Here is a 21,824-nt window from a genome sequence, read left to right as displayed (position 1 = left end):
TCGAGAAGTCGATGATGAAAACCGAACCCGCGGAGGAAAACATTGCTGAGATCACAGATAAGCGCCTAACCATCGGAATGGATGAACCTCCAGTTCTCCGTGTTCTGGATGCGTTGTGTTATAACGAGAAGCGTCGAGCTATGAACTATCCCAATTCAGAAATTGTTAACATCGGCTGGTTCCAGCGTAAGATGGCTCTTTTTATTAACGTTCACAGCGATCAACTGAAGAAAATAGGTAATACACTTCAACAACAGAATTAACCTTCAGGAAGCCCGATATCTGTCGGGCTTTTTTCTGCCCGGGAGCAAATTACTCTGCACCCCATTCTGACACACACTATCTCCTGATCTATTCAGCCCACGGGCACATTCATCTTCAGGAGTCACCTCATGTTGTTACTTCACGAGGTCCGTCACCAGCGGCTGCGCAACAGGATCATCCTTGCCGTTGCGCTGCTGGCCGCTATCGCTTCCATTTCGCCCGAACAGCTCGGCATCACGCTATACAAGCTGTCTCTGGTTTCCATCGGTGCCATTCTCGGCTACCACCCTGATCGAGCACTGTTTCCTTACGCCAGCCCGGGGAGCTATCTGATAGAAGATTGGAAAGAGAACCTCGGCAAGCCGGTGCCAGTGAGCCGCAATGAGCCTGAATACCCCGTTGCAACGGGCTATGAGCTGATTTTTCCGCCGTTCTGCTGCGATGTGCACCGATTGTCGCGGCGATCTGCTTCGGCGTGACGATGGGGCTCTAACGATGATCCGACTCGCGCAGTCTCTCATCCTGCTTAGCCTGCTGAGTGGTTGTCACCCGTTCTTCGCTGCCAGCATTCAGGTTGAGGCCCAGCAATACCAGCGCGAGCTGACCCGCAATGTACGCGCTGTCTGGGGGTTTAATGCCCCAGTACCATCCCTTCAACCCAGCAGGCGGTCTTTAATTTTTTGCGAAGGCCATTACCACTGCCAGGTACGGCGGATGCTGCAGATCTATCAGCGTAATATGGAGATCTACACCTGCTGGCTGCAGGAGTTTTTCCCCTGCGGCATCTGTGTTAGCCGCCCGAAAGGCTGCTTTATGTTATGGTTCGAGCTACCGGAGCAGGTGGATATGGTTTGCGTCGCGAAGCAGTTGTGCCGGCTGAAGATCTTGGTCGCGTCAGGATCGCTGTTTTCGGCATCCGGGGAGTATCGAGCAACTGCGCCCTGCCGCCAATCGAGAAGCATAAAGAGTTGATGGTGAAGCTGGGGGAAGGGGTGATGGTCGCGATGGAGTGATTTTCCGCTGAAGCTGTATTCACCGGAGTAATGGGTTTATTACCCTACCCCAGCTCGTTGCTAGGTAAAAGGTTGCTATCTTCTTCTCTGCTCAGTCGCAGTGCTGGCGAGAATAGTAAGCGTTATTGATAATTACTATGGATGTATCTAGCGGGCCTCCAATTTAATTATAATAGAAATAATATGCTGTAAAATAAAAAATGGTAAGTAAAAATAAGGAATGAACCATGGCGAATAAGATAACAAACCAAAAATATAGGGTTCAGCGCTTGATCATATTAAATACAACTAACTATAAAATTTTTATTTTAAATAATAATCAGCGCAAACACTCTTAGGTTACTCATAATTGCCTTTCTGCAACATTCCCGATACATTCATCCTTTCCCCTACGGGAAACACTAAAAAAGACACAACAATATTACCGGGATGAATCTAATGAAAATACCCAAAGATCGGATGGTTTACGCCATGTCGCGCGATAACGTTCCTGTCGCCACCGTCAACAGTGGAAGTGAAGTGTTATTCGAAACCTGCGACTGCTTTTCCGACCAAATCACCTCTGCCGAGACCGTGTTCAACGAGTTAGACTGGCAGCGTATTAACCCGGCCTCCGGGCCGGTCTACATTGTAGGTGCCGATCCGGGTGATCTCCTCCCTGAAAACAGTGCCAGGCTAAACTGAAGTCTCCGGTCTTTCTTCCATCTCACAGAGAGGCACATCGCCATGAAAAAGACCCGCTATACCGAAGAACAGATAGCATTTGCGCTGAAACAGGCCGAAACCGGCACTCGGGTGGAGGAAGTCTGCAGAAAGATGGGCATTTCTGAAGCCACATTTTACAACTGGAAGAAAAAGTTTGGCGGCATGGGCGTGACAGAGCTGCGCCGCCTGCGCCAGCTTGAGGAAGAGAATCAGCGTCTGAAACGTCTGGTGGCTGATTTAAGTCTGGACAAGGAGATGCTGCAGGAAGTTATCAAAAAAAAGTTCTGAGGCCGGCTCAGAAGCGTCAGGCGGTGCATTTTCTGCGGGAGGCTTACCGTATCAGTGTCCGGCGGGGATGCGGACTGCTGATGCAGAGCAGAACCGTTTACCACTGGCAGAGCCGGCGGGATGATCGGGCGATAACCCTGCGTATCCGGGAAATAGCGGAAACCCGGATCCGCTACGGTTGCCCGCGTATTCATATTCAGCTGCGGCGGGAAGGCTGGCCTGTTAACCACAAGAAAACACACCGGATTTACTGTCTGGAAGGCCTCAACCTGCGCAGAAAGCGCCCCCGCAGGCATGTCAGTGCAGCACATCGTCAGCAACGTCCGGTCCTGACCGGTGTCGATCAGTGCTGGAGTATGGATTTCGTGTCGGATAACCTGTTTAACGGACGACGTTTCCGGGCGCTGACTGTAGTGGATAATTTTAGTCGGGAGTGTGTGGCGATCCATGCCGGAAAGTCGCTGAAAGGTGAGGATGTGGTCGGTGTGATGGAAAGGTTGCGGGTGCTGGGCAAGCGCCTGCCGGTACGTATTCAGACAGATAACGGCAGCGAGTTTATCTCGAAAAGTCTGGATAAATGGGCGTATGAGCACGGTGTCACAATGGACTTCTCCCGCCCCGGAAAACCAACGGATAACCCGTTTATTGAATCATTTAACGGCAGTCTGCGGGATGAATGCCTGAACATTCACTGGTTTCTCTCGCTGGAAGATGCGCAGGACAAACTCGACAACTGGCGCAGGGAATATAATCATGAGAGAACGCATTCATCATTAAATGACATGACTCCGGCTGAATTCATCCGAAGTCTCCGGAAAGACGAGGATCTCTGATTTAGCACTGCACTGAATTTGGGCTAGGCTCAGAAAGACGAAGCTCTCTGATTTAGCACTGCACTGAATTTGGGCCAGGGTCAAAGTTAAAAAGGAGCACACTAAAAGCCTTAGCTCTACAGAGGTTCCTCCTAGTGCTCCCTCGGGAGACTATCTAATGCTGGAGACCAGTGCTTATATTTTTGCGATGAAGCAACCTAGAGGGTATACCTAAATTGGTCTGGTGAAGAATTTAATCAACGAAGGTGAAGGACATATTTGGTGGAAAATATAAATAACGATGTACCACAGCATCAACCTTACCGAAATGAAAAGGTATTTAATTCCGGTAAGACAGCTCTTGAGCTCAATTTTTCTGAGACAAATGGCAGTGTGAATCTTATCCTTGCGGGGCCTTTAGTATCGAAGCCGGGAAGTTTTGACTGGACTGGTCAAAAGGCCTTTTCAACAAAGCTGAGTGATGATGAAGTGATCACCTTGTGTATGGCGTTTCTTCGCCTTACTCATGAGGCTGTTCTGAAAGATAAAAAAACAAAGCACCATAATAAGCAAGTCTACAAAAACGTAAAAGTTACTTTTGATGGTAAATCCACAGCAATGATGGAGGGGGGAGTTGTAGCTATCAACAAAGACGAGAGAGACATTAATTTTATACATAAAATTAGTATTGATCCTGCCGCTTGCCTTCGCTTAGGTCTTTTCCTCTTGTCCGTCATACTGGCCCGAAATCCAGGGGTCCCATCTGACGCAGTTCTAACGTGCATGCGTCTTAATGCAAATGCTCAACTACAAAAGTAACTTTTCTATCTTATCATTCCCGTTTTACGGGAATTTCAAAAAAAGATACTTCCCTTAATGGGGAAAATACGCTCGGTTCATAGGATACATTAGATGTAACTATGGACTGACCCCATGCCTGTAGACAAATTCTGTCCTCACGACGAGGCCTGTTCGAAGGCCTCCGGACTGACGCCGCCGGGATGACTGTGGCGCCGGGTCCGATTGTAGAACACTTCAATGTAATCGAAGACATCCGCCCGGGCCAGATCCCGGTTTGGTATGTTCTCTTACTAATGCGTTCTTTTTTCAGTGAACTGAAGAACAATTCGGCCACCGCATTATCCTGGCAGTTGCCACGCCGGCTCAAGCTCGGTGCCAGGTTATTGGCCCGCAGAAGCGGTGCCAGTCGTCACTGCCGTACTGGCTGCCCTTACACAACCACAGACGGAACATGTTAAAGATCATTCCTGCCGATCGAATCTGGAAGGTAGCCGTTTCTCGTTTTCATTAATGTCAGTGTCAACATATCTGTTTGTCCTGGCATTACCCCATTTCTCCCAAAAACCGTAAAACGCCCCTCAGTCCGCGTCGTGCCTGGCTTCAGCGTGGATCTACGCTGAAATAGGATCCTTTACGTATTTTGGTTTTACCCGCAATAATGTGGGATAAGACAACAAAAGGATCCGCGCGCTGCGATTTATTGTCATGGCAGGATCAGCCGCTTCAGGCCAGAATAGCTGTATCCAAACCCGTTGTGCGCTATGTGAAAATAACTCATGAACAGCATCATTCCCCTGCAGAATTCACCAGATCGCGTCTCCCTGCTGCCGATCCGCCCCGGGCGTTGATTTTGCGACCGCGGTGGCACTCCGGCGGATGGTCACCTCAACAGGTGCCACGCCGGCTTACCTCCTGGCGCCGGAAGTGAGCGCCCTCCTCTGGTATATGCCGGACCAGCGTCACCACATGTTGTTCGCCACCATGTGGAATACCGGGAGCCGTATCGGTGAAGCCCGGACGCTCACCCCGGAATCCTTCGACCTGGATGGTCTGCGCCCTTTTGTTAGGGTGCTTTCGGAGAAAGTGCGGGCGCGCCGCGGGCGGCCGCCAAAAGATGAAGTGCGCCTGGTGCCGCTGACGGATGGCAGTTTTGTGCGTCAGATGGAAAGCTGGATGGTCACCACCCGCCCCGCCGGCGGGAGCCGTTCTGGCCGGTCACGGATGAGACAATGCGCAACTGGCTGAAACAGGCGGTGAAGCGGGCTGAAGCTGATGGCGTGCATTTTTCGATCGCCGTGACGCCGCATACCTTCCGGCACAGCTATATCATGCACATGCTTTATCACCGGCAGCTCAGGAAGATCATCCAGGCGCTGGCCGGGCATAAGGATCCGCGCTCGATGGAAGTCTATACCCGGGTATTTGCGCTGGACATGGCTGCCACCCTGGCCGTTCCCTTTACCGCTGACGGTCGAGATGCCGCGGAGATCCTTCGCTCCCTGCCACCGGCCGGCTGAGATTGTCGGGCAGGCGGCCGGGGCTTTGCCACTTAGTGAAGGAGATAAAGACAAACGCATTCCAGACGAGGCAGAGTCAGTCAGTCGCTTCTGAGTCTCTCACCGCGCCGGCTGCAGAAGCGTTACGCTTATCCAGTATGACCCGGGCATCATTCCGTCCGGGTCTGGAGAGAAATATTCATACCGCATCCCGTGTCCCCTCACCTTCTCATTGCACCATGACATCATTCGTATTAAGGAGCCGCGGTCCTCTGGTGACCAGCTGACATCTTCATACCGCAGACAATAAAACTTACTGCGATCCGGATATCAGCAGGTTACAGGGGATATGCCTGAGGGCCTTTCCAACCGGGTAAGCCAGGTCGTTATTCAGTATATCGTCGGTGACTGCGTCCCGGGCCATTTCTGACAGCCATCAGGTTTCCTCTTCATGATTGCAGATATCAGTGCGAAGCTGGCTGAGGGTACGACAGGATTAACGAACTTCGGAGGACTGGTTTTAGCAGCTCTTGTATGGCAATGCCGGAATCAACGCTCTGCTGAGTGGCTTCATTCAGTGCGCACCGGGGATTTACTGAAATATTGACTGTGGGATGCAGTCACGTGGAGAGCTCTCAATTGGTCGGGTAACACCCTCGTCAAACTTGCATGCTGCAGTCAATATCAGCATATTCTGGCCATAAATGACATACCGCAGTCAATATTGTCCGATCTTTACCTGCAGGAAGGAGAGCGAATATTGACTGTAGTATGCGTGATGCACCTCACAGTCAAAAACTAATTGCGTATGCATACGGCAGTCATGGTAATGCATATCGCAGTCAATTTTCCGGCTTCATCGCCGATAGCGCTTCAGCAAGTTTCTGCGGATCGATGCCTGCAGCCTTCAGTGCCTTGATGACTTCGTCATAATTCTGCTCCGGCGCCTTCTCTTCTTCCTCCTCGCGCGGTACCTTCACCGTCCCGCTGATGAGTTTGGGATTGCGATAATGAACGCTAAAGTAAGTCGCCCGGCCACGTTTAAACTCGGTGTAATCCAGATAGCCGATATCCCGAAGTTGCTCCATAGCCTTTCGGACCGTGTGGTTCTGCGTATAGACATTTGAGGTAAGATTCAGCCGGTCCCGCATACGTTTCATGGAGATAGGTGCGGGATTCTGGGGAAGGCTCTCGATGTAGGTATACAGCGCCTGGGCAGATTCCTTCCGCTGCAGGGCGTCAATGGCTTTCAGCCGAAGCAGGACCCGCCTGTCCATATGGTAAAGCTCAAAGAGCTTGGGTTCAGCCTTGATCTCCACGATATCCTCGTTGATGTCATAATAGGCTGACTGCACCAGATGGGTGGTCCATCCTTTGGTCTCGCTCTGGAACTTCAGGGTAACCGAGGCGAGTTTAAACAGGGAATTGCTGATGCGATCCCGCATTTTCTTGTTTGAGCGCCGTGAGTCAAATCCACACATCTTAACGAATTCAACGAACGACAGTTCCAGGGTGTCACTTTTTACCCCATACTCAGACATCGAGCGAATGATCCCGAGCCAGACTTTAAAATCCGTGTCCATATCAAGACGCGAACCGGTGATCTTAACGTCGGTGTACCCTTCGCTTTTGGCGATGGACAGCTGTACGAGCTCCTCAGTGGCATCTGTGACGTTTTTACGGTTTGCCTTACTCCTGGAGGTTGATTTCAGGGTTGGAACGAAGAGACCGAGCCTCATGAGCGCTACCGGCTGCACAGTACTAGTACTGTTGACATCCAGCTTAACAACTTCGCCGGTTGTCTTGTCCACTTCCTGAAGATTGAGAGGTAAGCTGTTATTTTCGCTCGTCATCTTGATCCTCAACGGTTATCCACAAAAGAATGTCGTTATACGTATCGCAGTCAACGGATATACATACTTCAGTAAATACCGTTGCATATCACAGTATTAGATTTCGCATACAGCAGTCAACTTTTTACATTCCACAGTCGATCCAGTATGACGTTCAAGCCAGTTACAGCGCCTGCTGCAGCGATCCGGGGATCTCTTTAGGATCTCAATATGATCTCTTTGGGATCAATTACTGGATCGAAGCAATGAATAACGTTAATCCCCAGCCAGATCTACCCCACCACATTCAGGGTTCTGCAAAGGTAATCTCAATGCCGCATGAGTAACTCTCCCTGATTTAACATTAAATATTGACTGCGATATGTAGAATCTTCTTTTGTTGTTGACCAGCCCTCGGCTTTTAGTTTCATACCATAGTCAATTTTTCACATATCACAGTCAACTTCATGAAGATAGACTAATCCGGAGAAGTATCCGGCATCGTAGCGTTCGTGCTTTGTGCAGTCTCTGTGCTTTTCCACTTCCTCGCCGCGTTCTCACTGCGTGAGATCGCTTACTGCGGCGAGCGGCAGTGAGAAATATTGACTGCGGTATGTGATTGAGCCTCTCTTCTCCGGTTTACAGCTTTCATTACAGTCAGCTTTGCAATTTTCAGATGACTTTGCGATTTTATTGTTGCTTTGCAAATAATCCCAAGATTTAATAAAATGATGCAAAGCGATGATTAAAGGATGCTCAGAATGGGACTGATGGATATACTTAACCAGTGCATTACTGCTGGACATGAGATGACGAAGGCTATCGCCATTGCGCAGTTTAATGACGACAGTCCGGAAGCAAGGAAGATCACCCGCCGCTGGAGAATTGGTGAAGCGGCGGATCTGGTTGGCGTTTCTTCTCAGGCAATCAGGGATGCAGAGAAAGCCGGCCGGTTACCTCACCCTGATATGGAAACCCGTGGCAGAGTTGAACAACGTGTTGGTTATACCATCGAACAAATCAATCATATGCGGGATGTGTTCGGTACCCGACTGCGGCGTGCAGAAGATGCTTTCCCTCCGGTGATCGGGGTTGCGGCTCATAAAGGGGGGGTTTACAAAACCTCCGTTTCTGTTCACCTAGCTCAGGACCTAGCCCTGAAAGGACTCCGTGTTCTTCTCGTTGAAGGCAATGACCCACAGGGAACGGCTTCTATGTATCACGGATGGGTGCCCGATCTTCATATTCATGCTGAGGACACTCTCCTGCCCTTTTATCTTGGGGAAAAGGATGATGCCAGCTACGCTATAAAGCCCACCTGCTGGCCTGGCCTTGATATCATCCCGTCCTGTCTGGCACTGCACCGCATTGAAACTGAGCTGATGGGGAAATTTGACGAAGGCAAATTACCTGCTGACCCGCACCTGATGCTCCGTCTGGCCATTGAAACGGTCGCTCATGATTATGACGTGATTGTTATCGACAGTGCACCCAACCTTGGTATCGGTACGATAAATGTTGTATGCGCTGCTGATGTATTGATTGTCCCTACTCCAGCAGAGCTGTTCGACTACACCTCCGCACTGCAGTTTTTCGATATGCTTCGTGACCTGCTTAAGAACGTGGATCTTAAAGGCTTCGAGCCAGATGTCCGTATTCTGCTTACCAAATACAGTAATAATAACGGCTCGCAGTCCCCGTGGATGGAAGAACAAATTCGGGATGCCTGGGGAAGCATGGTCCTTAAAAATGTTGTGCGCGAAACGGATGAAGTCGGTAAAGGTCAGATCCGTATGAGAACCGTTTTTGAACAGGCTATTGATCAACGTTCTTCAACAGGTGCCTGGCGTAATGCCCTCTCTATCTGGGAGCCTGTTTGCGATGAGATTTTTGATCGTCTGATTAAACCACGCTGGGAGATTAGATAATGAAGCGTGCCCCTGTCATTCCAAGACATACCACACATACTCAATCGACTGAAGATACCTCATCACCGGCGCCGGCTGCGCCGATGGTGGATTCATTAATTGCGCGCGTGGGTGCTATGGCCCGCGGTAATGCCATCTCTCTTCCGGTATGTGGACGGGAAGTAAAATTTACCCTTGAAGTGCTCCGGGGAGACTCTGTTGAGAGCGCTTCACGCGTATGGTCAGGCAATGAGCGCGATCAGGAACTACTTACCGAAGATGCTCTGGATGATCTCATTCCTTCATTTTTACTGACTGGTCAGCAGACTCCAGCTTTCGGCCGCCGGGTTTCCGATGTCATTGAAATTGCAGACGGCAGCCGTCGCCGTAAAGCCGCAATCCTGACGGAAAGTGATTATCGCATTCTGGTTGGTGAACTGGACGATGAGCAGATGGCAGCATTGTCCCGACTGGGTAACGATTATCGGCCGACGAGTGCTTATGAACGTGGTCTGCGTTATACAAGCCGGCTGCAGAATGAGTTTGCTGGAAATATTTCTGCACTTGCCGATGCGGAAAACATCTCTCGTAAGATCATTACCCGCTGTATCAATACGGCCAAACTGCCTAAATCCGTTGTTGCCCTGTTTGCACATCCTGGAGAACTGTCTGCCCGGTCAGGTGAAGCCCTTCAGAAGGCTTTTGCAGATAAAGAAGAATTACTGAAGCAGCAGGCTGAGACTCTCCACGATCAGAAGAAAGCGGGACTAATCTTCGAAGCTGAAGAGGTCATTAGTCTTTTAACATCCGTACTGAAACAATCTTCCGCATCAAGAGTTAATCTGAGCTCACGTCATCAGTTTGCTCCAGGGGCAACAGCATTGTACAAGGGCGATAAAATGGTGCTTAACCTGGATAGGTCCCGCATTCCTGCGGAGTGTATAGAGAAAATAGAAGCCATTCTTAAGGAGCTTGAGAAACTAGGAGTTTGATGCGGACACGCTTTAGTCTACGGTTATCTCCCTTTACTTCATTTCCTTTCTCACAGGCCAGAAAAAATAACTGGCCTGAATACTCTCTATGGGACCACGGTCCCACCTGTATTATCGATTAGGTTTCAGCCTGGGACCACGGTCCCACCTGTATCGTCTTTTAGGTTTTCAGCCTGGGATCACGGTCCCACCTGCATCGTCGTTTAGGCTTCCAGCCTGGGACCACGGTCCCACCTGCATCGTCGTTTAGGCTTCCAGCCTGGGACCACGGTCCCACCTGTATCGTCGTTTAGGCTTCCAGCCTGGGACCACGGTCCCACCTGTATCGTCGTTTAGGTTTCAGCCTGGGACCACGGTCCCACCTGCATCGTCGTTTAGGTTTCAGCCTGGGACCACGGTCCCACCTGCATCGTCGTTTAGGTTTTCAGCCTCGGGCCACGGTCCCACCTGTATCGTCGTTTAGGCTTCCAGCCTGGGACCACGGTCCCACCTGCATCGTCATTACATTATTAGTTTGGGACCGTAGTTCCATCAATGCCTGTCACGAACAGGTATTGGCATGGCGCCGGTGACCCGTTGAGCGGAGTAATCACGCAGCAGGACTGCTATTACAGGCGATGGTGAAAGCTCTGTTGGGAAATGAACGAAGCATGCATGTTGAGTGAAATCTGCAAAATTTCGCAGGGTATGCGGCTTAATTTTAAATTTCCGCCAGCATTTTTAAAGCCAGTTGCCGCCGCTGCGCATAGGCCGGTCCTTCGTTCGGCCGGTAACCAGTTCCGGTCGTTTTTACGACCTTGGGATCATCTCGTCAGCAGTGTCTCCACTGTGATGTCGTTTGTCACGTTGTCCGATCACAAAATATACTGGTTTTGACGTTCTGTTATCAATTGCGCCAAGTCTTTTTCGTCCAGAAGATCGAGCATTTTTTCATACAGTACCGCAGGCACACAATAAAAAAACAGGCCGGTTGCTGTCAATAATAGCGACCGGGTAGCCGCAGCCGGCACCGGCGCTGGCCACCGGATCGTTTTTAAGTTCGCTGACGCTGGTAGTTACATCACACAGAATGATATTTGTCATGGTTCCCCCCTGAGACAAGTCATCTGCATGATCGGTAAAGTATGATCTGGCGGCAAGTTCCGTCTGTCATTTCGCCGGTCAGAAACGGGCAACCGGCAGCTCCTTCCAGCGGGTGGTATATGCCGATGAAAGCATCTCACGTTTCATCGGCCATTCCGGGGCTATTCCTCTACCGGCAAACCATACTTTACCCAGCCCTGAGTTGTTGATCCCGTCCAGAACCATCATCAGCTCAGCACTGTGAGGCCGTGGCGGGCGTTCGTCGAACAGCTGCAGCTGCGAAACGCCAGACCCGGTGAAATCATTCAGCATAACTCCGGCTTTGGCATACCGGTGCCCATCCTTCCAGATACGCTCCAGAGCCGTTGTGGCGGCAGCAATGATGTCCCTGGTGTCCTGAGTGGGTGTAAGCAGTTTCTCCGTGGCCACGTTGCCGTAGTAAGGCTCTTTAACGGCGAACGGAGACGTTTTGATGGAAACGGAAATATGCCGGCAATACTGGTGCTCTTTACGCAGCTTTTCAGAGGCCCGCTCAGCGTGCTGACAGATAGCCTGGTGGAGCGACTCGTACTCCGTGATCTTCACACCAAAACTGCGACTGCAGACAATTTGCTGTTTCGTCGGAGGGGCTTCCTCAAGCGAAAGGCAGCTTTCCCGTTCAGTTCACGTACCGTTAGCTCAAGGACCACAGAAAAATTTTTGCGGATGAAGGTCGAGTTTGTCCTGCGCATCTTCCAGCGACAGGAACCAGTGAATGTTCAGACATTCATCCCGCAGACTGCCGTTAAATGATTCAATAAACGGGTTATCCGTTGGTTTTCCGGGGCGGGAGAAGTCCATTGTGACACCGTGCTCATACGCCCATTTATCCAGACTTTTCGAGGCCGTTATCTGTCTGAATACGTACCGGAAGGCGCTTGCCCAGCACCCGTAACCTTTCCATCATACCGACCACATCCTCACCTTTCAGCGACTTTCCGGCATGGATCGCCACACACTCCCGACTAAAATTATCCACTACAGTCAGCGCCCGGAAACGTCGTCCATTAAACAGGTTATCCGACACGAAATCCATACTCCAGCACTGATCGACTCTGGTCAGGACCGGACGTTGCTGACGATGTGCTGCACTGACATGCCTGCGGGGGCGCTTTTTGCGCAGTTGAGGCCTTCCAGACAGTAAATCCGGTGTGTTTTCTTGTGGTTAACAGGCCAGTCTTCCCGCCGCAGCTGAATATGAATACGCGGGCAACCGTAGCGTATCCGGGTTTCTGCTATTTCCCGGATACGCAGGGGTTATCGCCCGATCATCCCGCCGGCTCTGCCAGTGGTAAACGGTTCTGCTCTGCATCAGCAGTCCGCATCCCCGCCGGACACTGATACGGTAAGCCTCCCGCAGAAAATGCACCGCCTGACGCTTCTGAGCCGGCCTCAGAACTTTTTTTGATAACTTCCTGCAGCATCTCCTTGTCCAGACTTAAATCGGCCACCAGACGTTTCAGACGCTGATTTTCATCCTCCAGTTACCGCAGACGCCACAGTTCGGTCACGCCCAGACCGGCGAATTTCTTCTTCCAGTTAATGGGATGGACTACCTCCTCCCGCTGCGGTTAACTGTACGAAATGTGCTCACCAGGATAATCACCATGAATATCGTATTTCTGGGTATTGATCTGGCTAAAAATGTTTTTCAGCTCTGCGGGTTAAACCAGGCCGGCAAACCGGTTTATACGAAACAAACTGGCCGAAAAGAATTGCTCCAGACGCTGGCAAATATTCCTGCATGTCTGATTGGGATCGAAGCGTCCACCGGGGCATTTTACTGGCAGCGTGAGTTTGAGAAACTGGGGCACAAAGTAAAGGTCATCAGTCCTCAGTATGTAAAACTCTTTGTCCGCGGGCAAAAAAAATGATGGTAATGATGCACAGGCCATCGCAGTGGCTCTGATGCAACCGACAATGCAGTTCGTGCCACCAAAAAGCCCCGAACAGCAGGATATCCAGGCTTTACACCGGGCAAGGCAGCGTATTGTCAATCGCCGCACTGCTACAGTCTGTCAAATAAGAGGGCTGTTACTTGACCGGGGGATCCCCATTGGCAGTGCTGTCTCCAGAGCTCGCCGGGCTATTCCTCTTATCCTTGAAGATGCAGAAAACGGTCTAAGTTCCCGTATGCGCAGAACAATTGCCGAGCTCTATGAGCTCTTTAACGATCTCGGGCGTCGGATCCATTTTTTTGATAAGGAAATTGAAACAGTATTCAGGCAATCAGAAGCCTGTCAGCGTATCGCCAGAGTTAAAGGCATTGGCCCGGCCATTGTTGCTGCTATTGGCAAAGGAACTGAATTTAAGAATGGCCGCCACTTTGCTGCATGGCTGGGTCTGGTTCCACGCCAGCATTCGAGTGGCGACAGACAAGAGCTGATGAATATGACGAAAAAAGGCGACAAGCATCTGCGGACACTTTTTATTCATGGTGCCCGCGCTGTCGTCAGAGTTGCCACGAATAAAGATGATGGCCATATGAATCAGTGGGTTAACCAGTTAAAGGAACGGCGCGGATTTAATAAAACGACCGTGGCGGTCGCTAACAAAAACGCGCGAATAATCTGGTCGATGCTGAGAAATGAGACCGAATATCAGGTAGTGTGAAATTAATCCCCTGCCAGAAAAAGTTGCAGCGCACTGAAAAATGGTGACAGGTTGCACCTGCACAATCGGAACCTGATTTTTATACTGGCCTCAGAGCCCGTCCAGTTGTTGAGGCGATTGTGTGCGAATTACCCATTTGGCACAGATTTTCCTGATGCCGGATAGATGTAAGCAACAACCCAAAACCAGATTAAGTACTTGCAAAACGGAGGTAGTCCATAGATGTAAAAAGTGGCCTCAGAAATACCCATCTTTCTGCAGACTTCCTCCACCCGAGTGCCGGTTTCGGCCTGTTTCAGCGCAAATGCTATCTGTTCTTCGGTATAGCGGGTCTTTTTCATGGCGATGTGCCTCTCTGTGAGATGGAAGAAAGACCGGAGACTTCAGTTTAGCCTGGCACTGTTTTCAGGGAGGAGATCAGTTTCAGCCATCAGCCGGTATTCTTCCGGCGTCAGGTTATTCAGGGATTCGGGGGGCGCTCGCCGTTATATGCAGCCACGCATAGTACCCGGCCCGGGCGACATTCAGTACCCGATACATCGTCATGACACCACATACAGTGCAGTGCTCATTGATAAAGCGGTACTTCAGCCGGGCTCCCTTGCAAAGTACCGCGCGGCCTTTTTCAGGATATCCCATTTTTCTTCGGTTCGTTTTAGCTGCGCCCGGAGTTTCAGGGTCTCGCTTTTAGCTTCCAGTATACCCCGGGCATACTGCTGGCTGTTATCAGGTTTGATAGCCCGTAGCCACTTGTAGAGGCTGTGTGCAGAAACACCCAGACGGTCAGATACTTCGGCGACGGAATAACCGCATTCCGTTATTTGACGGACGGCTTCTTCCTTAAATTCAGGTGTAAATCGTGGTGTGCCCATAGGCTCCTCCTGTGCTCACACTATAGGGCAGGATCATCTACCGGGGCGGGGTCAGTCCAGCAATAGTCGGCGTAGTGGCTATTATAGCCGTTGCATCTACCTGGTATCCAAAAGACCGTAAAATTAATTTTTATATTTTCCTGTTGAGTATAGTTACTTTTTTGGGACTAGTTGCTTTAGGGTTTCTCAACTGGTTTATTGAAGGCTCAGTTTATGGGGCCCTTGTCAGCTGCGTATGTATTATTTTCCTTTGCATGACACGGCTCCGGTTGATTGTGTATCGGTATAACGTCAAGTCGAGTGTTAAACGAATTGTAGCTTCTGTTAAGGAGGGTAAAAGAGTTGCTTTCATTGCTCACCAAAATTTAGAGTTGAGGGATGTCGTGGTATCAATGTTCAGCTCAATGCTTCCAGAACAGTCGCGCGTAATACATGGCCCATTTGGTTTTGGCATGGATACTGAGATTGAATTTATTAAGAAGCGAAACAGTGCTGACGAAGGTTATCTCGTTATTTTTCTTAATCAGCAAGACTCTTACTCATGGTTAAAACTTATCGCGGGTGATTCACCTGAAAAAGCAATTGCGTACAATTTTGACTTCATTCCTGATCTGGAGAGTGAAAATGAAACTAAATGAGACGTCTGGCGCATGTGAAAATGTGCATCTAAATACATTTGTCATCGACCCGGCAACAGCCCGACGTTTTGAGTGCGTTAAAGAGATGGTTCGTAAGCAGGGGTTCAATAATATCACGGAGCCAGAAATTATTGATGCCATATTGTCTGAAATAACAACAGCAGATGCTGCCGGAATTTTTATTGAGTACAAGTTAAAAACCACAAAACCTCTGCTTTCTACAGATTAGGGCTTTACTGAGCTTTTTTATATGTTTTCATATTCATAAATGAGAAAATGAGAACCAGTAAATTGAATATGATTTTAAAAGAAGAAATCGTTTTGGGCATCTACAGCTGGCTTCAAATGACTCCAGTCAGCATGCTGGTAAGGAACATAACCAGCGATCAGGGAGGGGATTACGCAATCGTCCGCTTTACCGTCGATAGCCGGGGGGTTCAGATGGGGCCTAAGGCTCAGGGCCAGCTTCTCTGTTCATTCGGATTCAATGTTAATGAATCCTGTGAGGCCGACACAAAAGACGGTCCAGCCCTCATAAAGGCAGAAATGATGAACGGCGTTATGCAGCTGGTACCGGAATGCATTGAGCTCACTGACAGCCAAACCCAGGCAATCAGGAAAGAAGTATCCGTGTTTAACAGGGTCTGTGCAATGCAACTCCTGGGGGGGCATGGGAATGCAAGGTCTCTGTGGGAGAAAGAAATTCTTCCCCGGATGAAAGTGCGCAGACAACTACATTGAGGCAAGGCGATGAGCAAAGTGCATTGTATTAGTGGTATTACCTGGAAAAACTCTGATAGCGCGTCTTTCAAAGTATATGCCAGCATTGCTGCTGTATTCAGCCTTGGCCTGGTCACAGCTACCGTCAGGAACTATGAAATTCTACAACTGACTGTTCCGTATACCTGGTATGTTTTCTTCACTGCATTCTGGCTTCTGTTCCCGTCCTTTACGGTATCTTTCCGGGAGCGGGAAGGGCGTCTGTTTACCTCGATGGGTTTTTACGGGTTAAAACTGGTCACTCTCGACCGCCCTGTCTCCGATGGGTACTGGCTGGTCACGATGGAGAAAAACCGTTATCGCCTCGTCAGAGTATGCAGGGACGGGCGACGCCAGCCTGTATGGCTCACGTTTAAGTCTTTACCAGAGTTTGTTTAACGATTACCGTCGCACGTTCAGGAACACGATACGGGAGACGATATGAATACTGACTTTGCACATTACAACGAAGAGCAACTACGCAAACTCGGTGAGCTGCACAGTTTACTCCGTCACAGCGATATCGGCTCATCTTACCTTGCCACGCTCCCGGAGCCCCGTAGTGTTGAGGAGTTGAATCCTCCACAGGAAATCAATGTGACTCATTCGGTACCCGACGTCGACACTCTGGTGGATATTTACCGGCAGCAGCGGGTTGATAAAGTCCATGTCAGGGATGAGCATTATTCAACCAAAATCACCCGAAAATATCCCGGGTTCGTTGTGATCAGAAACAATCATGATCAGGTGATGTCGCTGGTGGGTGAAATCAACCGGCTTCGCGACCAATTTGCTGATGCTGTAAAAGCTATCACTCATTACCAGGACTCCCGGTCAGAAATTCTGCACCAGGTTTACCCGTGGCTGGTGACTTTACAGGTGTCCCGTAATATCCGGATCGTTACTGAGCAAATTCGCTCCCTGGGGTTCACCTGGCAAATCCCTGTCATTCATAAATTTACCCGGCTGGAAACGGTTATCGACCGCTTACGCAGGGAGATAACTGAGCTCCAGCCGGATATCAGTCTGACAAAACAGGATGTTGAACGGCTGAAACAGAAACGAACCGAAGAAATCATGATGCTGTCGTTGCTCAATGACGAAGTGAGTCATGACGATGAAAATTTGAGAAAATTTCGGCTCATCCGGGAAAGTAACTTTCCGGCTGTTAACGTCAATATCCGGTACACCAGTCCTGAAGATCCAGATGATGTTCATGGGCCGTACAAACTCAACTTTCGCGCGCCTTTACCATTAATTTTGTTCAGCGAACCGGGCCGGTTTAATCCGTTAAAAAATTACGTAAAAGGTGAAAGGCAGAAGCGCGGCGATTTTAATGAAAAATATCGTTCTGTCCTGCCCCGTATAGGGCTGGTGGAAGTCATCAGGGAGTCAAAATGAGCCGGATTCTAACCGGGATTTGTGAAGCTGATCCGGCCAGGAGGTTATACAAAGTGGCCGTCAGTAGGGGAAACACTTTTCTGTCTGCAAAAGAACGTTTCCGTGTACAGGTCTGTTTCAAAAATGCCATAACACATCCAGATGAAGATCGGCTGCTGGCCGAGCTGTTGACTGTTCATCACTTCCTGGCTGACACCTCTATTTTATGGCATATGGAGCAAAAAACTTATGCATGCACCACGACATGGGCCACCACGTCCACATGGCTGCCAGAGATATATCAGCGTCATGCCAGCACGCCCAATGTGGTAAAGATTATCAAATTTATGCACGCCCGGTTTCCAGGCCTTAAAACGGTTGCAGAAACAAATGAGCAGGGTTACGAACAGGCGCTTACCAGTGTGGATTTTGAAATTCCTTACTGGCCGGTGCTGCCGAAATTCGAATCTGATATAGGAACGATACAGGTAACGATTGCCGGGATGATCCGTTACACAGAAACGATGAGCAATAAAGATTGTAAAACCCCTCTCGACTTAATGATAAAAAGTTTTAAGTCAGGGTTGATCCCGATAGAGAAAATGCCGTTGAGTAAGACTGAAAGGCTTATGCCTCTGAATATCAACACCACTGGTAAGATATTTACGCACGCAACATGGCCGAGATGTCGTTACATTTTCGTACCGGATGAGGCGGGAATAATGAAACTGGTTAACGTGGTCAAATTAAGATTAAAACCTCTGGAGGAAAAATGACTTACGCGATTTTCTTGTTAGTATCTGCTGTTTGTGCATTCGGATTAAATTATCTGACAAACAAAATCTGTTCCGGTACGGGTATGATTAACCAGAGTGGAGGCTCTAATGTACACGCCTTACGGTGTATCACATCGTTCCTCCTTCTCCTTGTCTCACTCTGGCTTCCTGTCAAACCTGCCGTGATCAATCTGGCAGTAGAGTTTGCTGCACTGGTGAATTTCATTGCATCTGTCACTCTCTATACCGTTGCAAATTTCCGGGCAAAACGGAGATTAAAAAAACAAAGAAAAGAAGAAAAAGCTGCTCAAAAAGGATAATCCATGATATCGCCTCTCATTTTCATTCGTGAGACGCACCAGAACTGATTCAGGCACAGGGTAACGTATTTTCAGGTTTCCTGGCTGCCTTCACAATTATTCCGAACAGGGAGCAATGTCAGCCGTTTCTAAATATCATCCGGAGTTTTCATGAATAATAAAAGAACGATTACCACTCGAGAGCAGATTAAAATTAATGGGGAAATTCGTGAGAGAACAGCAACCCATATTGTTACTGGTGCTCATGGGTACGAAACCCTTTGCATAAGTGGTTATATTGTCGAACATAACGAGATGGGTGAGGTTATCCATAACAGCGAAAAATTAGCGGAAGATTTGTTACCTGTTACCTGCCCGACATGCAGGGTCATTTGGTATCACACCCATGAATTTACACTCGATGATTTTGACAGTCTTTCAGGAAAAGGGGATTTTGTTGTGACAGATTTGAAAGAACTGAATATCTGAAAAGTTCATAAGTGACCAGCGCTCAGAAACATGTTGCTAAGTGCTGGCGTTTCTCTCAGTAAAATCTATATGTCGTCCAGATGATTACGCATAAAGCTTACCATGGCTTTTTCACTGGCAAGATATCCACGGATATAACGGAAGACCATCTTTGGATCAGACCAGTTCCCCATCTCGGTAATCTTTTCCAGGGAGTACCCGGCCTTAAACAGCTCTATGGCTCCCCCCACACGCACACTGTGTCCTGTCCATGTCCGGTACCGCCCGGACTGTCGGTTACTGTCGCCGACCTTCCCGGCAATCCCCCAGAGGCGTGCAAATGCCTGGTTCAGTGAATTAGAGGACAGCATACCAACATCTTCCCGTGATACCTTTGATTCATTCTGTAGCTGCGTCAGTAACCCCTCACTGAATCCTGCTTTGACCAGCATCCTGTCTATGGATTTTCCCCGTGATAGCTTACTGCTGGTGGACGGGAAATATCGGTTTGTATGGATGTTTACAGGCTGAAAAAGAAAACGGTGCCCGAAGGTTTCGGTATCGGTGTATTCCACCGTCTCAATCAACCGTCTGACATGCTGACTGCATTGTGGTGAGAGCTGAAATGTCAGGTTACTTGAAAGGCTTGTCTTGGTCCGCATGACGTCCAGAAGGTAACAGGACGTGTCATTTTGCCATTTTAGGTCGCCGGTTTTAATCCTTCGAATTTCCACGTTACGCAGCAGGGTTTCAAACCCAACCCATATCATTGCAAGGTCCCGTATGTCTCTCAGGTCGTCGCTTTTATGCAGCGACCGGCGAAGAATATTGAGATCGGATATAAGAAATGGAAGGGCCTGACCGGTGACGATTTTTTTCTCATTCTCCCGCGCCCGCCATACCTGAACCAGTGCTTTTATCAGAACGTTGCGGAAGTCTGGAAAACCCAGGCTGCAGTTAACGCTTGAAAGGCATGCAATAAAATGAGAGATAGTCGCCATTTTAACGGATCCATTCAGCCCATTAATATAGCGCTCGACATCAACCGCTGTGACGGGGAAGGGGGTCAGACCGTGCCTGGCGCACCATGCAGACCAGACACTCGTGACCCTTAACTGACTTCTGGCCGTATTGTACCGGCGAAACCGCAAGAGCTTGAGTGCATCCAGAGCACTCATGTCATCGGTTCGTGAGATAGCAACCAGTTTGGTTTTATCTGTCATGGGAAGATCTCATGTCTTTTCACTGATACTGTTTTTATAACCAGTATAATAACATTGTTTTTTTTCAAATCCAGGCAGAACGTGAATTAATCAAATTGCTTCTCTTGCCTGTGCGTGGAACTCCGTTTACTGTTTTCGAAAATAGACAGTGTTTTTGAACATGCCCCGGAGCGTCGTTGTTGAAAAGCCCAAATGCGCACAGTAGCCTGAGAGAAGCCTATCTCCTGAAGTTCAGAAAGTGCAGTACGACTGAAACCCTTGACAGAGTGTTTGAGCGTATCCTGGATAAATTAAATGATGAAGGTGGGGATATAAATAAGATAACCAGCCTGAACGGAGCTTATGATCACCGCAGGGCTGAGATCTACATGAAAAAAAACTATGACAAAATACCTGCTTCCGTGTGGCATCTCATCCCCGATGAGATATGAATAATGTAAATTAGACGCTGTTATTCCAGGTTTGATAAAAACGGATGATGTAGAATTCCTTTATTCGTTTTTAACGAGGAATATTCATGCGACGTAATTCACAAAAATGGATACCATTTGGATTCGATACGGTTTCAAATAAAATTGTTGATATCGCCAGCGTTGAGAATGGCCTTTCGTGCAACTGTGTCTGTCTCATTTGTGGAACATCCTTGATTGCAAAACAAGGTAAAAACCAAAAATGGCATTTTAGCCACAGCACAGAAGTAAAAGGGGTTTGTAGTGAGCTCACTCTACAACATATAAAAAAATACATAAAGGTTAAAATACAGGAAAAAAAATACCTTGCTCTTCCACATCTTCTGCAAGGTAAGGAGAAAGGGATCGTTACCCTTAAAAATCTCGCTGGTGGTGGGATTGTTTGTGGCCTTAATGCTGACCTCATAGGGTTATGTAACGATACGACAATCGGGATATTCGTTAATGATACGTCGGAGGATATCCAGCCAAATCCAGACCTTTTAGCTCAAACAGGCCAGCTGGCGCTGGTGGAGATCGATGCCGTTCGGATAGAAAGTTTAATCACTCCATATCGTGAGAACGGGGAAGGCATAAAGATGATGGATGCGATAGAAAAGCTACTTTTCACCTCAGATGAAGCCAAGCGGTGGATCTACCATCCCTTAATGCAGACAGCACCACCACATACTTTACATCAGTACAAACGCCACCTGAATGCCAGCGGCAACCAGCTGCTTTCTATGATTCCGGTAGATCTACCCATGAATATGAATTCGTTGCCTCTGGCACCTGCACAGCAATGGCAACATTTACGATGGACAATAGAAATACTCGCTAAACTTACCCGGGCGGATATACCTTCAGGGAGTAGCGTTTTTGATGAACTGGTATCCTATGCACCGAGGATGCTGGATTCCTGGGAATCTATAAACGTACCCGCGTATGAACGTTGGTACGATTATTACATCAGTAAAAGGGGAGAGGGAGGACTGAATGAGGCGGTGACCTGCCCCCAGAGTTAGATACAACCGTCAGTTAGTAAGGTCGGTTTGTTTACCTTCACATTTTCCATTTCGCCACCGTGCTGCAAACTCTGATGGCGTCTGATAATT

Annotated in this window: 18 protein-coding genes and 10 pseudogenes; 20 read left to right on the top strand and 8 right to left on the bottom strand. The window is 48.8% G+C overall.

Annotated features, from left to right (window positions below; all coding sequences use genetic code 11):
* Positions 1-11 precede the first annotated feature (11 nt).
* The 6 genes and pseudogenes from ACQUTI_RS24230 to ACQUTI_RS24205 all read left to right on the top strand — a co-directional run bounded on the left by ACQUTI_RS24230 (position 12) and on the right by ACQUTI_RS24205 (position 3,901).
* The gene (locus ACQUTI_RS24230; RefSeq protein WP_225545483.1) at positions 12-263 is read left to right on the top strand and encodes a hypothetical protein; all 252 of its coding nucleotides are present in this window, start codon (positions 12-14) and stop codon (positions 261-263) included.
* A gap of 129 nt (positions 264-392) precedes the next feature.
* Entirely contained in the window at positions 393-743 is a 351-nt protein-coding gene (locus ACQUTI_RS24225; RefSeq protein ID WP_428923385.1) for a putative holin, read from the top strand.
* A 162-nt stretch (positions 744-905) separates the two neighbouring features.
* Positions 906-1,277 (top strand): annotated as a pseudogene (locus ACQUTI_RS24220) (PLP-dependent aminotransferase family protein); the annotation flags it as partial.
* 438 nt (positions 1,278-1,715) lie between these two features.
* Positions 1,716-1,955: pseudogene (locus tag ACQUTI_RS24215) on the top strand (acetamidase/formamidase family protein); the annotation flags it as partial.
* A gap of 48 nt (positions 1,956-2,003) precedes the next feature.
* Positions 2,004-3,103 (top strand): IS3 family transposase gene (locus tag ACQUTI_RS24210; protein WP_104895297.1). Its coding sequence is split into 2 segments (ribosomal slippage): positions 2,004-2,256 and positions 2,256-3,103, totalling 1,101 coding nucleotides; the frame shifts between segments, so codons are not numbered across the junction.
* 261 nt (positions 3,104-3,364) lie between these two features.
* Positions 3,365-3,901 carry a hypothetical protein gene (locus ACQUTI_RS24205; RefSeq protein WP_032414401.1) on the top strand — a complete coding sequence of 179 codons (537 nt, stop codon included), beginning with the start codon at positions 3,365-3,367 and terminating at the stop codon, positions 3,899-3,901.
* A gap of 137 nt (positions 3,902-4,038) precedes the next feature.
* Here ACQUTI_RS24205 and ACQUTI_RS24200 read toward each other — a convergent pair.
* Positions 4,039-4,315 (bottom strand): annotated as a pseudogene (locus ACQUTI_RS24200) (IS3 family transposase); the annotation flags it as partial.
* Between the two features lie 344 nt (positions 4,316-4,659).
* On the opposite strand from ACQUTI_RS24200, the pseudogene ACQUTI_RS24195 reads away from it, so the two are divergent.
* Positions 4,660-5,400, top strand: a pseudogene (locus tag ACQUTI_RS24195) (tyrosine-type recombinase/integrase).
* Positions 5,401-6,221: 821 nt separating this feature from the next.
* On the opposite strand, the gene ACQUTI_RS24190 reads toward ACQUTI_RS24195, so the two are convergent.
* On the bottom strand, positions 6,222-7,232 hold the full coding sequence (locus ACQUTI_RS24190) for a RepB family plasmid replication initiator protein (RefSeq protein ID WP_428923384.1): 1,011 nt from the start codon (positions 7,230-7,232) through the stop codon (positions 6,222-6,224).
* A gap of 740 nt (positions 7,233-7,972) precedes the next feature.
* On the opposite strand from ACQUTI_RS24190, the gene sopA reads away from it, so the two are divergent.
* Positions 7,973-9,139 carry a plasmid-partitioning protein SopA gene (gene sopA / locus ACQUTI_RS24185; protein WP_023287153.1) on the top strand — a complete coding sequence of 389 codons (1,167 nt, stop codon included), beginning with the start codon at positions 7,973-7,975 and terminating at the stop codon, positions 9,137-9,139.
* On the top strand, positions 9,139-10,110 hold the full coding sequence (locus ACQUTI_RS24180; protein WP_004117790.1) for a ParB/RepB/Spo0J family plasmid partition protein: 972 nt from the start codon (positions 9,139-9,141) through the stop codon (positions 10,108-10,110). Before sopA ends, ACQUTI_RS24180 begins: the two co-directional genes overlap by 1 nt.
* A gap of 854 nt (positions 10,111-10,964) precedes the next feature.
* Here ACQUTI_RS24180 and ACQUTI_RS24175 read toward each other — a convergent pair.
* From ACQUTI_RS24175 to ACQUTI_RS24165, 3 pseudogenes are all read right to left on the bottom strand, one after another.
* Positions 10,965-11,193 (bottom strand): annotated as a pseudogene (locus ACQUTI_RS24175) (type II toxin-antitoxin system Phd/YefM family antitoxin).
* A gap of 78 nt (positions 11,194-11,271) precedes the next feature.
* Positions 11,272-11,915: pseudogene (locus ACQUTI_RS24170) on the bottom strand (DUF4113 domain-containing protein); the annotation flags it as partial.
* Positions 11,887-12,773 (bottom strand): annotated as a pseudogene (locus ACQUTI_RS24165) (IS3 family transposase); the annotation flags it as partial. The pseudogenes ACQUTI_RS24165 and ACQUTI_RS24170, both read right to left, overlap by 29 nt.
* Positions 12,774-12,839: 66 nt before the next feature.
* Here ACQUTI_RS24165 and ACQUTI_RS24160 point away from each other — a divergent pair.
* Positions 12,840-13,845, top strand: a pseudogene (locus tag ACQUTI_RS24160) (IS110 family transposase).
* Between the two features lie 224 nt (positions 13,846-14,069).
* On the opposite strand, the pseudogene ACQUTI_RS24155 reads toward ACQUTI_RS24160, so the two are convergent.
* A pseudogene (locus tag ACQUTI_RS24155) lies at positions 14,070-14,186 on the bottom strand (transposase); the annotation flags it as partial.
* A gap of 133 nt (positions 14,187-14,319) precedes the next feature.
* Positions 14,320-14,717, bottom strand: a pseudogene (locus tag ACQUTI_RS24150) (transposase); the annotation flags it as partial.
* A gap of 74 nt (positions 14,718-14,791) precedes the next feature.
* Here ACQUTI_RS24150 and ACQUTI_RS24145 point away from each other — a divergent pair.
* From ACQUTI_RS24145 to ACQUTI_RS24110, 8 genes are all read left to right on the top strand, one after another.
* Entirely contained in the window at positions 14,792-15,355 is a 564-nt protein-coding gene (locus tag ACQUTI_RS24145; protein WP_225545462.1) for a hypothetical protein, read from the top strand.
* On the top strand, positions 15,342-15,584 hold the full coding sequence (locus tag ACQUTI_RS24140) for a hypothetical protein (protein WP_080861588.1): 243 nt from the start codon (positions 15,342-15,344) through the stop codon (positions 15,582-15,584). The genes ACQUTI_RS24145 and ACQUTI_RS24140 overlap by 14 nt, the downstream gene beginning before the upstream one ends.
* Before the next feature lie 47 nt (positions 15,585-15,631).
* Positions 15,632-16,096, top strand: coding sequence for a hypothetical protein (locus ACQUTI_RS24135; RefSeq protein ID WP_080861586.1), 465 nt, complete (start codon positions 15,632-15,634; stop codon positions 16,094-16,096).
* Between the two features lie 9 nt (positions 16,097-16,105).
* Positions 16,106-16,513, top strand: a complete 408-nt coding sequence (locus ACQUTI_RS24130; protein ID WP_032409750.1) for a hypothetical protein — start codon at positions 16,106-16,108, stop codon at positions 16,511-16,513.
* A 42-nt stretch (positions 16,514-16,555) separates the two neighbouring features.
* Positions 16,556-17,515 (top strand): DNA replication terminus site-binding protein, encoded by a 960-nt coding sequence (locus ACQUTI_RS24125; protein ID WP_080861584.1) that lies wholly within the window; start codon positions 16,556-16,558, stop codon positions 17,513-17,515.
* Complete coding sequence (locus ACQUTI_RS24120; RefSeq protein ID WP_225545463.1) at positions 17,512-18,270, top strand: hypothetical protein; 759 nt, start codon at positions 17,512-17,514, stop codon at positions 18,268-18,270. The genes ACQUTI_RS24125 and ACQUTI_RS24120 overlap by 4 nt, the downstream gene beginning before the upstream one ends.
* Positions 18,267-18,590: a hypothetical protein gene (locus ACQUTI_RS24115; RefSeq protein ID WP_080861579.1), complete on the top strand. Its 324-nt coding sequence runs from the start codon at positions 18,267-18,269 to the stop codon at positions 18,588-18,590. Before ACQUTI_RS24120 ends, ACQUTI_RS24115 begins: the two co-directional genes overlap by 4 nt.
* 150 nt (positions 18,591-18,740) lie before the next feature.
* Positions 18,741-19,058: a hypothetical protein gene (locus ACQUTI_RS24110; protein WP_004026552.1), complete on the top strand. Its 318-nt coding sequence runs from the start codon at positions 18,741-18,743 to the stop codon at positions 19,056-19,058.
* A gap of 65 nt (positions 19,059-19,123) precedes the next feature.
* Here ACQUTI_RS24110 and ACQUTI_RS24105 read toward each other — a convergent pair whose 3' ends face one another.
* The gene (locus ACQUTI_RS24105) at positions 19,124-20,260 is read right to left on the bottom strand and encodes a tyrosine-type recombinase/integrase (RefSeq protein ID WP_080861576.1); all 1,137 of its coding nucleotides are present in this window, start codon (positions 20,258-20,260) and stop codon (positions 19,124-19,126) included.
* Positions 20,261-20,436: 176 nt separating this feature from the next.
* Between ACQUTI_RS24105 and ACQUTI_RS24100 the strand changes: the two genes are divergently transcribed.
* Positions 20,437-20,691 carry an Hha/YmoA family nucleoid-associated regulatory protein gene (locus tag ACQUTI_RS24100; RefSeq protein ID WP_004213836.1) on the top strand — a complete coding sequence of 85 codons (255 nt, stop codon included), beginning with the start codon at positions 20,437-20,439 and terminating at the stop codon, positions 20,689-20,691.
* 86 nt (positions 20,692-20,777) lie between these two features.
* Positions 20,778-21,734 (top strand): hypothetical protein, encoded by a 957-nt coding sequence (locus ACQUTI_RS24095; protein WP_225545464.1) that lies wholly within the window; start codon positions 20,778-20,780, stop codon positions 21,732-21,734.
* Positions 21,735-21,824: the final 90 nt, after the last annotated feature.

The organism is Klebsiella sp. 7-CIP_Kleb., from assembly GCF_050378655.1.
Taxonomy (GTDB): domain Bacteria; phylum Pseudomonadota; class Gammaproteobacteria; order Enterobacterales; family Enterobacteriaceae; genus Klebsiella; species Klebsiella quasipneumoniae.
Note: the sequence above shows the minus strand (reverse complement) of the source record. Positions and strands in the feature narration are given on the sequence as shown.

What these genes read in the sequence shown, in the direction of transcription:
- ACQUTI_RS24230 (WP_225545483.1), top strand. Translation starts at nt 12, where the DNA reads ATGATGAAAACCGAACCCGCGGAGGAAAACATTGCTGAGATCACAGAT.
- ACQUTI_RS24225 (WP_428923385.1), top strand. Translation starts at nt 393, where the DNA reads ATGTTGTTACTTCACGAGGTCCGTCACCAGCGGCTGCGCAACAGGATC.
- ACQUTI_RS24190 (WP_428923384.1), bottom strand. Translation starts at nt 7,232, where the DNA reads ATGACGAGCGAAAATAACAGCTTACCTCTCAATCTTCAGGAAGTGGAC.
- sopA (WP_023287153.1), top strand. Translation starts at nt 7,973, where the DNA reads ATGGGACTGATGGATATACTTAACCAGTGCATTACTGCTGGACATGAG.
- ACQUTI_RS24180 (WP_004117790.1), top strand. Translation starts at nt 9,139, where the DNA reads ATGAAGCGTGCCCCTGTCATTCCAAGACATACCACACATACTCAATCG.
- ACQUTI_RS24140 (WP_080861588.1), top strand. Translation starts at nt 15,342, where the DNA reads ATGAAACTAAATGAGACGTCTGGCGCATGTGAAAATGTGCATCTAAAT.
- ACQUTI_RS24135 (WP_080861586.1), top strand. Translation starts at nt 15,632, where the DNA reads ATGAGAACCAGTAAATTGAATATGATTTTAAAAGAAGAAATCGTTTTG.
- ACQUTI_RS24130 (WP_032409750.1), top strand. Translation starts at nt 16,106, where the DNA reads ATGAGCAAAGTGCATTGTATTAGTGGTATTACCTGGAAAAACTCTGAT.
- ACQUTI_RS24125 (WP_080861584.1), top strand. Translation starts at nt 16,556, where the DNA reads ATGAATACTGACTTTGCACATTACAACGAAGAGCAACTACGCAAACTC.
- ACQUTI_RS24120 (WP_225545463.1), top strand. Translation starts at nt 17,512, where the DNA reads ATGAGCCGGATTCTAACCGGGATTTGTGAAGCTGATCCGGCCAGGAGG.
- ACQUTI_RS24115 (WP_080861579.1), top strand. Translation starts at nt 18,267, where the DNA reads ATGACTTACGCGATTTTCTTGTTAGTATCTGCTGTTTGTGCATTCGGA.
- ACQUTI_RS24110 (WP_004026552.1), top strand. Translation starts at nt 18,741, where the DNA reads ATGAATAATAAAAGAACGATTACCACTCGAGAGCAGATTAAAATTAAT.
- ACQUTI_RS24105 (WP_080861576.1), bottom strand. Translation starts at nt 20,260, where the DNA reads ATGACAGATAAAACCAAACTGGTTGCTATCTCACGAACCGATGACATG.
- ACQUTI_RS24095 (WP_225545464.1), top strand. Translation starts at nt 20,778, where the DNA reads ATGCGACGTAATTCACAAAAATGGATACCATTTGGATTCGATACGGTT.